At 68.3% G+C, this 11,662-nt stretch carries 15 protein-coding genes; 5 read left to right on the top strand and 10 right to left on the bottom strand.

The genetic code is table 11. The features are described from left to right. Positions 1-114: 114 nt before the first annotated feature. From ABIA65_RS08365 to ABIA65_RS08345, 5 genes are read right to left on the bottom strand one after another with little or no spacing between them, the layout of a single operon-like run. Positions 115-1,851 carry a sodium/solute symporter gene (locus tag ABIA65_RS08365; RefSeq protein ID WP_241403757.1) on the bottom strand — a complete coding sequence of 579 codons (1,737 nt, stop codon included), beginning with the start codon at positions 1,849-1,851 and terminating at the stop codon, positions 115-117. A 10-nt stretch (positions 1,852-1,861) separates the two neighbouring features. Beyond that, a complete protein-coding gene (locus tag ABIA65_RS08360) occupies positions 1,862-2,227 on the bottom strand; it encodes a hypothetical protein (protein ID WP_241403758.1) in 366 nt (121 codons plus the stop codon). After that, complete coding sequence (locus tag ABIA65_RS08355; RefSeq protein WP_241403759.1) at positions 2,220-3,026, bottom strand: LytR/AlgR family response regulator transcription factor; 807 nt, start codon at positions 3,024-3,026, stop codon at positions 2,220-2,222. The genes ABIA65_RS08360 and ABIA65_RS08355 overlap by 8 nt, the downstream gene beginning before the upstream one ends. Then, positions 3,023-4,234: a sensor histidine kinase gene (locus tag ABIA65_RS08350; protein WP_241403760.1), complete on the bottom strand. Its 1,212-nt coding sequence runs from the start codon at positions 4,232-4,234 to the stop codon at positions 3,023-3,025. The genes ABIA65_RS08355 and ABIA65_RS08350 overlap by 4 nt, the downstream gene beginning before the upstream one ends. A gap of 57 nt (positions 4,235-4,291) precedes the next feature. Further along, complete coding sequence (locus tag ABIA65_RS08345; RefSeq protein WP_354523232.1) at positions 4,292-4,588, bottom strand: DUF732 domain-containing protein; 297 nt, start codon at positions 4,586-4,588, stop codon at positions 4,292-4,294. A 139-nt stretch (positions 4,589-4,727) separates the two neighbouring features. Here ABIA65_RS08345 and ABIA65_RS08340 point away from each other — a divergent pair, with 139 nt between their 5' ends. Then, entirely contained in the window at positions 4,728-5,303 is a 576-nt protein-coding gene (locus ABIA65_RS08340) for an HhH-GPD-type base excision DNA repair protein (RefSeq protein WP_241403762.1), read from the top strand. A gap of 29 nt (positions 5,304-5,332) precedes the next feature. Here ABIA65_RS08340 and ABIA65_RS08335 read toward each other — a convergent pair whose 3' ends face one another. Beyond that, positions 5,333-5,992 (bottom strand): nitroreductase family protein, encoded by a 660-nt coding sequence (locus tag ABIA65_RS08335; protein ID WP_354523231.1) that lies wholly within the window; start codon positions 5,990-5,992, stop codon positions 5,333-5,335. A 33-nt stretch (positions 5,993-6,025) separates the two neighbouring features. Here ABIA65_RS08335 and ABIA65_RS08330 point away from each other — a divergent pair, with 33 nt between their 5' ends. Beyond that, positions 6,026-6,175: a DUF1059 domain-containing protein gene (locus tag ABIA65_RS08330; RefSeq protein WP_241403764.1), complete on the top strand. Its 150-nt coding sequence runs from the start codon at positions 6,026-6,028 to the stop codon at positions 6,173-6,175. A gap of 94 nt (positions 6,176-6,269) precedes the next feature. On the opposite strand, the gene ABIA65_RS08325 is transcribed toward ABIA65_RS08330, so the two are convergent. Beyond that, positions 6,270-7,274, bottom strand: coding sequence for an Rv1157c family protein (locus ABIA65_RS08325; RefSeq protein ID WP_354523230.1), 1,005 nt, complete (start codon positions 7,272-7,274; stop codon positions 6,270-6,272). A gap of 47 nt (positions 7,275-7,321) precedes the next feature. Beyond that, on the bottom strand, positions 7,322-7,948 hold the full coding sequence (locus ABIA65_RS08320) for a hypothetical protein (protein WP_241403766.1): 627 nt from the start codon (positions 7,946-7,948) through the stop codon (positions 7,322-7,324). A gap of 188 nt (positions 7,949-8,136) precedes the next feature. On the opposite strand from ABIA65_RS08320, the gene ABIA65_RS08315 reads away from it, so the two are divergent. Beyond that, positions 8,137-9,282, top strand: coding sequence for a mannosyltransferase (locus ABIA65_RS08315; RefSeq protein WP_354523737.1), 1,146 nt, complete (start codon positions 8,137-8,139; stop codon positions 9,280-9,282). Here the strand turns inward: ABIA65_RS08315 and ABIA65_RS08310 are convergent. Continuing rightward, the gene (locus ABIA65_RS08310; RefSeq protein WP_354523229.1) at positions 9,260-9,544 is read right to left on the bottom strand and encodes a 4a-hydroxytetrahydrobiopterin dehydratase; all 285 of its coding nucleotides are present in this window, start codon (positions 9,542-9,544) and stop codon (positions 9,260-9,262) included. The two genes, ABIA65_RS08315 and ABIA65_RS08310, sit on opposite strands and share 23 nt — an antisense overlap. A 26-nt stretch (positions 9,545-9,570) precedes the next feature. Here ABIA65_RS08310 and ABIA65_RS08305 point away from each other — a divergent pair, with 26 nt between their 5' ends. Beyond that, entirely contained in the window at positions 9,571-10,011 is a 441-nt protein-coding gene (locus ABIA65_RS08305; protein ID WP_354523228.1) for a (deoxy)nucleoside triphosphate pyrophosphohydrolase, read from the top strand. Positions 10,012-10,103: 92 nt separating this feature from the next. Next, the gene (locus ABIA65_RS08300) at positions 10,104-11,360 is read left to right on the top strand and encodes an HNH endonuclease signature motif containing protein (RefSeq protein WP_354523227.1); all 1,257 of its coding nucleotides are present in this window, start codon (positions 10,104-10,106) and stop codon (positions 11,358-11,360) included. A 27-nt stretch (positions 11,361-11,387) separates the two neighbouring features. On the opposite strand, the gene ABIA65_RS08295 is transcribed toward ABIA65_RS08300, so the two are convergent. Beyond that, positions 11,388-11,660, bottom strand: a complete 273-nt coding sequence (locus ABIA65_RS08295; RefSeq protein ID WP_241403770.1) for a hypothetical protein — start codon at positions 11,658-11,660, stop codon at positions 11,388-11,390. Positions 11,661-11,662: the final 2 nt, after the last annotated feature.

Raw genomic sequence — 11,662 nt, 5'->3', positions numbered from 1 at the left:
GATCGGGAGCCTATTGAGACTCAGGTCACAAAAGTGGAGTAAACACACGTCAGACGGTGAAACCGGGTGGTCGTGCGGTGAGCGGTCAGTCGGCGACGATGAACGGTCGGCGGTTCAGCCGCCCGGCAGACGCTCGACGCCCATGCCCAGCCGTTCGGGCAGGTGCATGCGGGCGAAGCTCCTGGCCACGTCAGGCGGGCGCGATGACGCGGTGAGCTTGCTGATCACCACCATCGTCAGGAAGGCCAGGGGGACGGTGACGGCGGCCGGGTAGCCGACGATCGCGGCGGGCCAGCCGCCGAGCAGGTCGTCGTCCAGGCCGCCGGTGATGGCAAGTGTCGTCGCCACACCGGAGGCGACGCCGCCGACCGCCAGCCCCGCCGCGGCACCCGCGGCGGTCAGGCCACGCCACCAGATGCCGAGCACCAGCAGCGGGCACAGGGTCGAGGCGGCGACGGCGAATGCGAGGCCCACGCTGCGGGACAGTTCGAGTGAGGATGCCAGCAGCGCAAGGGGAATGGGAATGACACCGCCCACCAGAGCGGCGATCCGGAAGTCGCGCACCCGCCCGCGCAGAATGTCGGTCGACAGTGCGCCCGCGATGCTCACCAGCAGTCCCGATGACGTGGCGAGGAACGCGGCGATGGCTCCCGCGGCCACCAGTGCGGCCAGCCCTGCGCCCGCCATCCCGCCGATCGCCGCGCTGGGCAGCAGTAGCACCGCGGCATCGGCGGTGCCGGTGATGAGCAACTGCGGCACGAACTGTCGTGCGAAGACCCCGAGCAGTGTCGGAAAGAGGTAGAACAACGACAGCAGGGCGATGACCGCGAGCGCCGTGCGCCGTGCCGCCGTTCCGTCGGGGTTGGTGTAGAAGCGCACCAGCACGTGGGGCAGCCCCATGGTGCCGAGGAATGTCGCGACGATGATCGAAAGCACTTGGTACAGCGGGTGACTGCCGCCCAACCCGCCGCCGGAGGCCATCCAGTCCTCGCCAGCCCCGGGTGCGCCGGCGACCACCGGTGTCGCCGAACCGGCGGCGAGCGTCAGCGTGCTGCCGGCCTGCAGGGTGTAGTCGCCGGGGGAGGCGAACGGCGCAGCGTCCACGGGGTTGCCGTCGACGGTGCCCGTCACGGTGATACCCGCCGGTGCTGCCACCTGCACGACGACATCCGTCTCGACGGTGACGGTGGTCTGCTGGCTGATCAGTGGCGGCAGCGGACCACCGAGGTCTGTGCCGTCTCGCATCACGACGGCCAGCAGGGCCAACGCGGGGATGGCGATCGCGGTGAGCTTCAGCCAGTACTGGAAGGCCTGCACGAACGTTATGGAACGCATGCCTCCGCCCACCACGTTGACGATGACAATCGCGCCGACGGCAACGGGGCCGACCCAGACCGGGAATCCCAGGAGTGCCTTCAGCGCAAGGCCGGCACCCTGGTATTGGGGGACCAGATAGAACACGCAGACCACGACCACCACGAGCATCGCGATCTTGCGCAGCCATGCCGAGCCGAGCCGGAACTCCGCGAAGTCCGGCACGGTGTACGCCCCGGAGCGCCGCAGCGGTGCGGCGACGAACAGCAGTAGCCCCAGATACCCGGCGGTGAAGCCGACGGGGTACCAGAGGGCGTCGGCGCCGTACTTGGCGATCAGCCCGGCGACGCCGAGAAACGATGCGGCCGAGAGGTACTCGCCGGAGACCGCCGCCGCGTTCCACTTCGGTCCGATGCTGCGGGATGCGACGAGGAAGTCGGACGTGGTGCGGGACAGCCGGATTCCGTAGAAGCCGATGACGATGGTGGCCACCGCCGAGATGAGCAGCGCAGCGGCGGTCAGCGGCGCGCCGGTCACGGTTCGCCGGTCATGGTTCGTCCTCGATGACGCGGACGAAGTCGCGCTCACCCTGCTCGGCCAACCGCACGTACAGCCGCCCCACCCCGTAGAGCACCGGGTACACCAGGACGGCGAGGATCAGCCAGTTCAGCCGGATCCCGGCGATGCGGACGTCGGAGATGTCGGGGAACAGGCCGATCACCAGGGGGATGGCAGCGACGGCGAAGATCACGACGACGGCCAGCCGCAGCGCCAGCCCGAGCTGAGCGCGCACCAGACCGCGTACCAGCGCATCGCCGACCTGGGTCTGCTCCTGGACCTCCACGCGAGTCCTGATGACGCGCGAGCCCCGCCGGTGCGCCAGTACGACGCGTTGGCGCTGCGGCCTAGTCATGGGTACCCCCGTCACTTGGCCGCAGGTTTCTCATCGGGTCCCGGACGAGCCGATCGCGCAGTTCCTTGGCCTGCCGTCGGCTGACGGGCAGCTCCACAGCGGGCGAGTCGCCGTTGGCGCGCAGCCGCACCAGCATCGAGCCGTCCGTCGTGCGCAGGCCGGTGACCTGCTTCAGTGCGACCAGGTACGAGCGGTGGATACGTTGGAATCCCTTGTCGCGCCAGCGAGATTCGAGCGTGCTGAGTGGTATGCGCACCAGGTGGGCGCCGGACGCGGAGTGCAGCCGTGCGTAGTCTCCCTCGGCCTCCACCCAGCCGATGGTGTCCCGCGGTACGAGCTGTGTGATGCCCCCGAGCTCGGCGGGCAGGATGTCGGCCTCCTCGTCGCCGGGCACCTCCTCGTCGCGCCGCGCCTCGGTGGCCACCGCGAGTGCCCGCCGCACGGCCTCGTCGAGGCGGCTCTGTCGGATGGGCTTGAGCAGGTAGTCGACAGCCCCGACGTCGAAGGCCTCGACAGCCTTGTCGTCATGCGCGGTGACGAAAACGACGGCGGGACGGTAGGAGAAGTTGGTCAGCACCCCGGCCAGCTCGAGACCGCTCAGGCCGGGCATGTTGATGTCGAGGAACACCGCGTCGATCGGTCGCTGGTTCAGTTCACGCAGTGCCGAGGTGGCGTCGCCCGCCGCGATCACCTCGCCGATGCAGGGGTGTTCGCCGAGGAGGTAGACCAGCTCGTCGAGCGCGGGTGCCTCGTCGTCGACGGCGAGCACCGTCAGTGTGGGTCTTGACGAGTCGTTCACTTCACTGCACCTCCGCCGGCCCGGACGCCCGAACGGAATTTCGGAACGCGCATGATGACCTTGGTGCCCGCGCCCACCGCCGTTTCGACCACCAGACCGTAATCGTTGCCGAACGCCGCGCGCAGGCGATGGTCGACATTGGTCAACCCGACGTGTGCCGAGTGCCCGGCCGACTGAGCGTCACTGTCCGCCAGCGCGTCGGCGGGTCCTGACCGCAGCGCATCGGGGTCCATGCCGACGCCGTCATCCTCGACGGTGACGACGCAGTCGGTGCCCTCGTCGAGGGCGATGATCTCGACGGAGCCGCCGCCGCGCTCGGCCAGCCCATGTCGAACGGCGTTCTCCACCAACGGTTGTAGCGCCAGGAACGGGACCACCACGTTGAGCATCTCCGGTGCCACCTGGAGCCGCACCTTCAGCGCCTCGCCGAAACGGGCCCGCTCCAGGGTCAGATAGCGGTCGATATTGCGCAGTTCATCGGACAGCGTCGTGTACTGCCCCGCCGCCCGGAACGAGTAGCGGGTGAAGTCGGCGAACTCGAGGATCAGCTCGCGTGCCCGGTCGGGGTCGGTGCGCACGAACGAGGCGATCGTGTTGAGCGCGTTGTAGATGAAGTGCGGGCTGATCTGGGCGCGCAGGGCGAGTACCTCGGCGCGGTCGAGGCGCGCGCGGGACGTGTCTAGGTCGGCGAGTTCGAGCTGGCTCGCGGCGTAGCGCGCCACCTCGCCGATGGCGCCGAGCATGCCGGGGCCCGGGGTCCCGGCGGTCACCACCACCAAGACGCCGAGGATGTCGCCGCTCTCGGTGAGCAGTGGCTGGGCCACCACCGACGTGGTGCGGACGCTGCGCAGTACCCGACGCTGCTCGTCGACCGATTCCCTCGCGGTTGCGGCAGCGGTCTCGACGATGTCGGGGTGCCAGATCGACTCCTGGCTCTGTTCCCGCGCCAGCACCTCACCGTCGCCGTCGAATAACGCCAGCCCCTCGGTACCGGTCAGGTCGCGCAGGAATGGTGCGGCCGTCTGTGCCGACTCGGTGTCGAGGCCCTGGCGCAGCGCGTGCGCGGCCAGTGAGGCGGTGTGCAGCGCGGCGTGGATAGCGCGTTCGGTAGGGGTGGACACCACTCGGCGGGTGCGAACCACCATGACGGCGGCAACCGCCATCAATACCAGCGCCACTGCCAGCGCTATCGCAACCTCGATCGCCATGTCACCTCACCGCAGAATGCTATGCGGGCTGGCGTGACCGGGGCCCGTTGACGTCACCTACTGAACGGGGCAGGCGTACTTTCTGGCCACGTCCATCACCCTCTGCTGTGCTCCGGGGCCGATGACCCCCTGAGCAGCCAGTTCCAAATTGATGTATCCCGGTAGGCCGCCGATACACGCCTGGTGAGAGACGCGCCATGCAGTGTCGGGATTCAGGTTGTAGCCATTGGCTTGTAGGCCTTGCATGTACTCGTCGAATGCCGGTGTGCCCTGGTCGGGAATTGCCTGAGCCGCGCCGGCCAACGCAATGGCGGCAACAATCGCCGCGATAAGAGGTGCAAGCACCCGTGTCATGTCCGTCTCCTAAGGGCGAATCCACCGGTTATCGCCGCTTACGATCGCACACCCCAGCGGCACAGATGCCCGAACCGGCCTGAACGGTCCAGCCCGCTGCGGCCGATCGCTCGGCACCGATTCGTCCTAGACTGACCGGATGCCCACCTTGCAACTGGTCCAGGATCCGGAAGCCGACGCGCTGCTGGAGGCGAATCCGTTCGCATTACTGGTCGGGATGCTGCTCGATCAGCAGATCCCCATGGAGGTGGCGTTCGCCGGTCCCAAGAAGATCGCCGACCGGATGGGCGGCGTCGACGCCCGCGAGATCGCCGAGTACGACCCCGAGAGCTTCCTCAAGTTGTTCTCCGAGCGCCCTGCCGTGCATCGCTTTCCAGGATCGATGGGCAAGCGGGTGCAGGATCTGGCACGGGCTGTGGTCGACGAGTATGACGGCAACGCCGCTGCGATCTGGACGGCCGGCGACCCCGACGGCGCCGAGGTGCTGCGTCGTATGAAGGCGCTGCCCGGCTTCGGCGAGCAGAAGGCGAAGATCTTCGTCGCTCTGCTCGGTAAGCAGTACGGCGTCACGCCGCAGGGTTGGCGCGAGGCCGCAGGCGACTATGGCAAGGCCGACGTCCACATGTCGGTCGCCGATGTGGTCGACGCCGGTTCGCTGGACAAGGTGCGGTCGTACAAGAAGGCCGCCAAGGCGGCAGCGAAGGCGAAGGCCTGAGCCATGGATGAGGCGAAGGCCGCCAAGGCCTAGAGCGGGGCGCCGTCGAAGCGTTCCCGCGTGACGATGTCGGCGACGGGCTTGCGGGTGAGCTTTTTGGCCTGCTTGGCCGGCTTGCCCAGCGGCACCAACGCGGCGACGGCGTACTGGTCGGGGATGCCGAGCAGGGCCTTAACGCCTGGTTCGCGGGCCACCGCCATCGTGGTGAGCACACCGCCGAAGCCCTCGTTGCGCGCGGCGAGCAGGACGTTCCACACGAACGGGTAGACCGACGCGCCGCTGATCACACCGATGCGGTCGAGATCCTGGTCGAGTGCGGCCGCGACACCGAGGTCGAGGCATATGGCAAGCACGACCTCGGCGTTGAGCAGTGGCGTCACCATGCCGCGCGGGACCTCGGTGGCTGCGATGGTCTCCTCGGGGACACCGCAGGGATGCAACGGGTTCCACGGCGATTCGCGGTTGGCGATCTGGGCGGTGTAGCGCTGGGCGCCGGGCGCCGACAGTTCGGCCAGCGCCTCGCGTGTGGTCATGTCGCGCACCGCGATGACGCGAATACCCTGCCGATTGCCGCCGCTCGGGGCGAACCGGGCGTTGTCGAGGATTCGTTCCAGGACGTCGTCGGGCAGTGGCTCGCCGGTGAACTGGCGGACGGCTCCGGTCGTGCGCATCGCGGCGTACAAATCCATGTTCACCATCATGGACGTGGATAAGGTGAGGGTATGGCGAAGACACATCTGAACTGCCCCTGTGGCGAGGCGATCACCGGGTCCGACGAGGACGATCTAGTCGAGAAGGCTCAGACACATCTGTCGGAGTCGCATCCCGGCCGTGAGTACGACCGGGAGATGATCCTGTTCATGGCGTTCTGACCCGAAACCAAAACCGCGGGCGTGCGCGCCCCAACCGGATTGCTCCGGTATCTCAGGGTTGGGCACGCACGCCCGCGGGTTGGGACGGTGATGTTCAGGGCACCACCGTCGAGCCGATGGTCGGCATGAACTGGCACTGCTTCTCGGTCGTGGTGACCTGACCGAAGATCGTCGACATGATGCTGCCCGATCCGGTTTCGGCGATCGCGGTGAGCGTCGTCGGACCCTCGGGGTTGATATCGGCCTGCGGCTTGAGCGTGGCGGTGCCCGACTTGCCCGTCGTCAGGTTGACCCAGGTGACGTTCAGCGGCAGCTTCTGCTCGGCGGCCGGACCCGGTGTGCCCATCGCGGTGAACACGTAGGCGGTCTGGCCGGCGACGGGGCCGGGGGAGGGGATCTTCGCCGGTCCTGCCACTGAGATCGCGGTCGCCAGCACGTTTCCGCCGTCCGACATGCACCCGTTGCTGATCGACGGGTACATGAACTCCTGCGTCACCGGCGCGTCGGGTCCGAAGCCCGGCGCGGGGGCCGGGCCCGGAGCGGGTACTGCGACCGGGGCCGGCGCGCCCTCGGCGGCGGGGACCGCCGCGGGTGCGGGGACGACAGCTTCGGGAGCAGGTGTCGGGGCGGGAGCAGCCTCGGGTGCCGGGGCCGGAGCAGCCTCGGGTGCCGCCGCGGCTGCCGGGGCCGCCTCGGGTGCCGGACCGACCGAGTGGGCCGGGTTGATACCCGCTGGGAGATGGGCCTCGGTGCCCGGGACGGCCCCGGCGGCGGGTACGTGCGCCACCTGGGCCGCCGCGGGATCGGCGACGAACTGATTCACCGCAGCCGCCACGTTTTTCGAGTCGGCAGGTGCCGCCGAGTTACCGGCGAAGGCCGCCGCGGCGGCCATGAGCATCGATGCGGCGTTGGTCGGATCCGCGGCCGCCTGCTGAATGGCGGGCCCCAGACTCTGCACCGCCGACAGGCCGGGTGCCTGCAGACCGTTGATCGGCAACGGTGCAGGCGGTGCCGGTTCAGCGTGGGCGACCGTCTGGCCGCCCAGCGTCAGTGCGGCCGACGCGCCGATGGCGATCAGTAGCGTCCTCATCGATGACATGACTCTCCCCGTGGTGGTTTCGGTCCGTGTGCCTGGTCAGAGCTGGATCAGGGCAGCGCTGCGGCCGGGAAGACCAGCGGTGCAAGGCTTTCCAGGCTCTGAACGCCTGTAGCGGTCGCCGTTGCGGCCGGTGCCGCTGCAGGCGCGGCGGCTGCCGCTGCGGTGGCCGGCTGCGGCAGCAGGTTCGCCAGTGGCACGCCCTCGGGAATCAACGAGGTCAGGGCGCCGGGGAACGCGAGCTGCTGGGGCGGGAGCGGTGATCCCGGCACCTGAGGAATGCTGACCTCAGCGGACGGGACGATCCCCTGCGCCGGGGTCGCGGCGGCAGGCGCGGCTGCAGGCGCGGCGGCCGTCGGGAGACCCAGTGCGTTGACCGGAGCGGGCAGCGCGGCCGGTTGCGGCAGGTTGACCGATGCGGTGGCCGTGGGCGCGGTGGGCGCAGCGGGCGCGACCGCGGTGGCCGGTGAGGTCATCTGCGAGAACGTCGAGGAGAGCCCCTGGAGCAACAGCGGCGCGTTGGCCGGGTCGAGGAACGACAGCCCGGGCACGCTCGGGATTGCCGGGGGTGCGGGGGCGGGCTCGGCGATGGCCGGCGCGCTCAGGGCCAGCGCAGCTCCCAGCGCGCCAGCGCTGGCAATCATGCTGGTGGCGAACAGTTTTCTGGCGGTGTGCATGGTTCTCCCAATCCGTTGTCGGCACGTCTGTCACCGAAGCTACGGAGTTACTGAAGTTACTCAAGTGACACGTGTGGCATTTACTCAACCGTTATGGGGACGACGGCATACGGTGACCAGATCGCTAGAGTCGGGGGATAAACGAGCAACTGGACACCCGAGTGGCACGGCCGGCTGCCACCCGCCTGATGACGCTGGCGCCGTGGCTGCTCGCGCTGAGCGTCGCCGCCCGCCTCGCCTGGACCTACCTGGTGCCAGCCGGCGCCAACTTCGTCGACCTGCACGTCTATGTCGAGGGCGCGGCGACCATCGGCACGGGCCGGCCGCTGTACGACTTCGTCTACGCCGACCAGACCCCTGACTTCCCGCTGCCCTTCACCTATCCGCCGTTCGCCGCCGTGGTGTTCGAACCACTGCACCTGGTGCCCTTCGGCGTGTTGGCCTTCATCTGGCAGATCAGCGTGATCGTCGCGCTCTACGGCGTCGTGTGGCTGAGCCTGCGGCTGATCGACCGCGCCGATCACCGGTTGGCGATGCTGTGGACGGCCGTCGGGATCTGGACCGAGCCGCTGCGCAGCACGTTCGACTACGGCCAGGTCAACGTCATCCTGGTGTTGGCCGTGCTGGGCGCGGTCTACAGCAGTCGGTGGTGGCTGTCGGGGCTACTGGTGGGTCTGGCGGCCGGCGTCAAGCTCACGCCCGCGGTGTCGGGCCTGTACTTCGTCGGGGCTCGACGCTGGGGCGCCGCCCTGTTCTCGGCCGTTGTCTTCTTCGGCACGGTCGGTGTGTCCCTACTGGTCCTGGGTGGCCAGGCAAGCTACTACTTCACCGACCTGCTCGGCGACGCCGACCGCGTCGGCCCGATAGGCACGTCGTTCAACCAGTCGTGGCGCGGGGGAATCTCCCGCATCCTGGGGCATGACGCTGAGTATGGCCCGGCAGTGGTGGTTGGCGTCGTGGTCACGGCCGTGCTCGCGGTCCTCGCCTGGCGGGCCATCGGCGGAGCCCAGGACCGGCTGGGCGCAATCCTGATCGTGCAACTGTTCGGCCTGCTGCTCTCACCCATCTCATGGACGCACCACTGGGTGTGGTTGCTCCCGCTCATCCTCTGGCTGCTGTACGGAGCGTTGCGGAACCAGCCGGGCGCACGCTGGCTCGGTTGGGGATGGCTGGTCCTGATTCTGGTCGGCGTGCCCTGGCTGCTGAGCTTCGCGCAGCCGAGCATCTGGGAGATCAGCAGGCCCTGGTACCTCGCGTGGGCGGGCCTGATCTACATCGTCGCCACGCTAGTGACTCTGACGTGGATCGCGGTTACTGGTCGACGATCCCGTTGATATCGCCCGCCATCGCGATGTCCTTTTCGGTGATACCGCCCTCGGAATGAGTGACGAGTATGAAAGTCACCGTCCGCCAACGAATGTCGATATCGGGATGGTGATCCTTGCTCTCCGCGTGCGCACCCACGCGGCGCACCGCGTCGATACCGTCGAGAAATGCCGGGAACTTGACCGACCGGCGCAGGACCCCGTCGGCGCGCTCCCACCCATGCAGATCGGCCAGTGCGGCGTCGACCTGTTCGTCCGTTAGTACAGCCATGACCCTTGGGTATACCGTCGCCGGCAGTGCCAAACCAGGAAACGACAAACACCGAATCGACACAGGTCGTCGTCGCGGGTGCTCTCATCGCCGACGGCGCGCTGCTGATCGCCCAACGTGAGCGGCCCCCCGAGCTGGCGGGCCTGTGGGAGCTGCCCGGCGGAAAGGTCGCATCGGGGGAGACCGAGCAGGCGGCGCTGGTGCGCGAACTGCGCGAGGAACTCGGTGTCGAGGTGAGCGTTGGCGCGCGCATCGGTGCCGACGTCCCGCTTAACGGCGCGATGACGCTTCGGGCGTATGTGGTCACCAAGATCAGTGGCACCGTCGCGCCGCACGACCATCGCGCCCTGCGATGGGTGACGGCCGACGAGCTGGCCGACGTGGACTGGGTGCCCGCCGACACCGCATGGTTGCCGGAACTCGCCGCGACGATCGCGGGATGGGATTCAGCCGTCCGTCGTGCATGAGGTGGGAGACCTCCACACCGAACCTCAACGTTGCGACGTCGGCGGGCTGTGTAGGCCCAGGGTTTGTCGGACCCCGTTGCGATAATGGTGTTATGTCCTCAGCCGCAGCCTCTTTGGCCGGTGAGGTGCGTCCCGATGAGCGTCTTGAGGTGTTGTTCGAGGAGTTGGCGCAGCTGTGCGGTCAGCGCAACGCCATCGACAGCCGTGTCGTGGAGATCGTGGCCGAGTTGGACCGCGACGACTTGTGTGGTTCCACCGGTGCGAAGTCCGTCCCGGCACTGGTGGCGTGGAAGACCGGTACCTCACTGAAGAACGCTCACACCATCGCCGCCGTCGCACACCGCCTCGACCAGTTCCCCCGCTGCGCGCAGGGCATGCGTGAGGGACGACTGTCGCTGGATCAGGTCGGGGTCATCGCCGAGGGCGCAGCCGACGGCTCCGATGAGCACTACGCCCAACTGGCCGCGGTGGCCACCGTCAGCCAACTACGCACCGCGGTCAAACTCGAACCCCGACCCGACCCCGACCCGAAGCCTGAACCGCAGCGGACGATCACCAAGACTCCCGGTCCCGATGATGCGCACACGACGTGGCGGATCCGGTTGCCGCGCGTGGACGCCGCGAAGTTCGACACCGCCCTACAGTCCCATCGCGACGGGCTGATCGCGGCCTGGAAGCACGACCACGAAGCCGACAACCAGGCTGGGGATCAGGTGCCGCCGTTTCCCGACGGTGTGGACGCGTTCATGGGATTGGTCGAGGCCGGCTGGGACGCCGAGGTCACCCGCCGCCCGCACGGGCAGCACACCACCGTGGTCGTGCACGTCGACGTCGAGACACCCGTGGCCGCCCTGCATCTGGGTCCGCTGCTCACCGATGACGAGCGCCGCTATCTGACCTGCGATGCGACCTGCGAGGTGTGGTTCCAACGCCACGGCCGCGTCATCGGGTCAGGCCGGGCCACCCGCACGGTCAACCGGCGGCTGCGCCGCGCACTGGAGCATCGTGACCGGACGTGTGTGGTGCCCGGCTGTGGAGCCACCCGCGGATTGCACGCCCATCACATCGTGCACTGGCAGGACGGCGGGCTCACCGAACTGTCCAACCTCGTACTGGTCTGCCCCTATCACCACCGCCTGCATCACCGGCGCGGTATCACCATCACCGGACCCGCACACCGGCTCGTGATCACCGACAGTGAGGGACAAACCCTGCACGCGGCATCGCTGGCCCGCCCACCAACCACGACCCCGCCCGACGTGCCGTCATACCCCGGGCCGACCGGCGAACGCGCCGACTGGTGGTGGTACACACCCTTCCAACCACAACCCCCACCAACAACGAACTAACCCCGCGCGTCCGGGGATGGTTCACGGTCAGTAGTGCAGCCGGTCGCCCACCACGCGGGGCTCGGTGCGGCTCTCCGGATGCTGCGCTGTGTACAGCGGATGCATCAGCACAGGATGGCGGCAGTGGGGGCAGGATTCCTTCGCCTTGTTGGCCGATGCGACCGTCAGGTGGTGACATGCGGCACACCGCACGACGAACGCGCTGCCGATCCAGTTCATCATGCCCAGGTAGATGGCCACCGTGGTCGCCGACGCCAGGACGACGATCAGCGTGACGGTGAGTGCTTCGTAGAGCGCCATGT

Source organism: Mycolicibacterium sp. 624 (genome assembly GCF_040548615.1).
Taxonomy (GTDB): domain Bacteria; phylum Actinomycetota; class Actinomycetes; order Mycobacteriales; family Mycobacteriaceae; genus Mycobacterium.
The sequence above is the reverse complement of the archived record's forward strand: the minus strand, read 5'-3'. Positions and strand labels throughout refer to the sequence as shown.

Excerpts from the sequence above, each read along its gene's own strand:
- ABIA65_RS08360 (WP_241403758.1), bottom strand. The coding sequence starts at position 2,227 with ATGACTAGGCCGCAGCGCCAACGCGTCGTACTGGCGCACCGGCGGGGC.
- ABIA65_RS08350 (WP_241403760.1), bottom strand. The coding sequence starts at position 4,234 with ATGGCGATCGAGGTTGCGATAGCGCTGGCAGTGGCGCTGGTATTGATG.
- ABIA65_RS08345 (WP_354523232.1), bottom strand. The coding sequence starts at position 4,588 with ATGACACGGGTGCTTGCACCTCTTATCGCGGCGATTGTTGCCGCCATT.
- ABIA65_RS08340 (WP_241403762.1), top strand. The coding sequence starts at position 4,728 with ATGCCCACCTTGCAACTGGTCCAGGATCCGGAAGCCGACGCGCTGCTG.
- ABIA65_RS08335 (WP_354523231.1), bottom strand. The coding sequence starts at position 5,992 with ATGGATTTGTACGCCGCGATGCGCACGACCGGAGCCGTCCGCCAGTTC.
- ABIA65_RS08330 (WP_241403764.1), top strand. The coding sequence starts at position 6,026 with ATGGCGAAGACACATCTGAACTGCCCCTGTGGCGAGGCGATCACCGGG.
- ABIA65_RS08325 (WP_354523230.1), bottom strand. The coding sequence starts at position 7,274 with ATGTCATCGATGAGGACGCTACTGATCGCCATCGGCGCGTCGGCCGCA.
- ABIA65_RS08320 (WP_241403766.1), bottom strand. The coding sequence starts at position 7,948 with ATGCACACCGCCAGAAAACTGTTCGCCACCAGCATGATTGCCAGCGCT.
- ABIA65_RS08315 (WP_354523737.1), top strand. The coding sequence starts at position 8,137 with ATGACGCTGGCGCCGTGGCTGCTCGCGCTGAGCGTCGCCGCCCGCCTC.
- ABIA65_RS08310 (WP_354523229.1), bottom strand. The coding sequence starts at position 9,544 with ATGGCTGTACTAACGGACGAACAGGTCGACGCCGCACTGGCCGATCTG.
- ABIA65_RS08300 (WP_354523227.1), top strand. The coding sequence starts at position 10,104 with ATGTCCTCAGCCGCAGCCTCTTTGGCCGGTGAGGTGCGTCCCGATGAG.
- ABIA65_RS08295 (WP_241403770.1), bottom strand. The coding sequence starts at position 11,660 with ATGGCGCTCTACGAAGCACTCACCGTCACGCTGATCGTCGTCCTGGCG.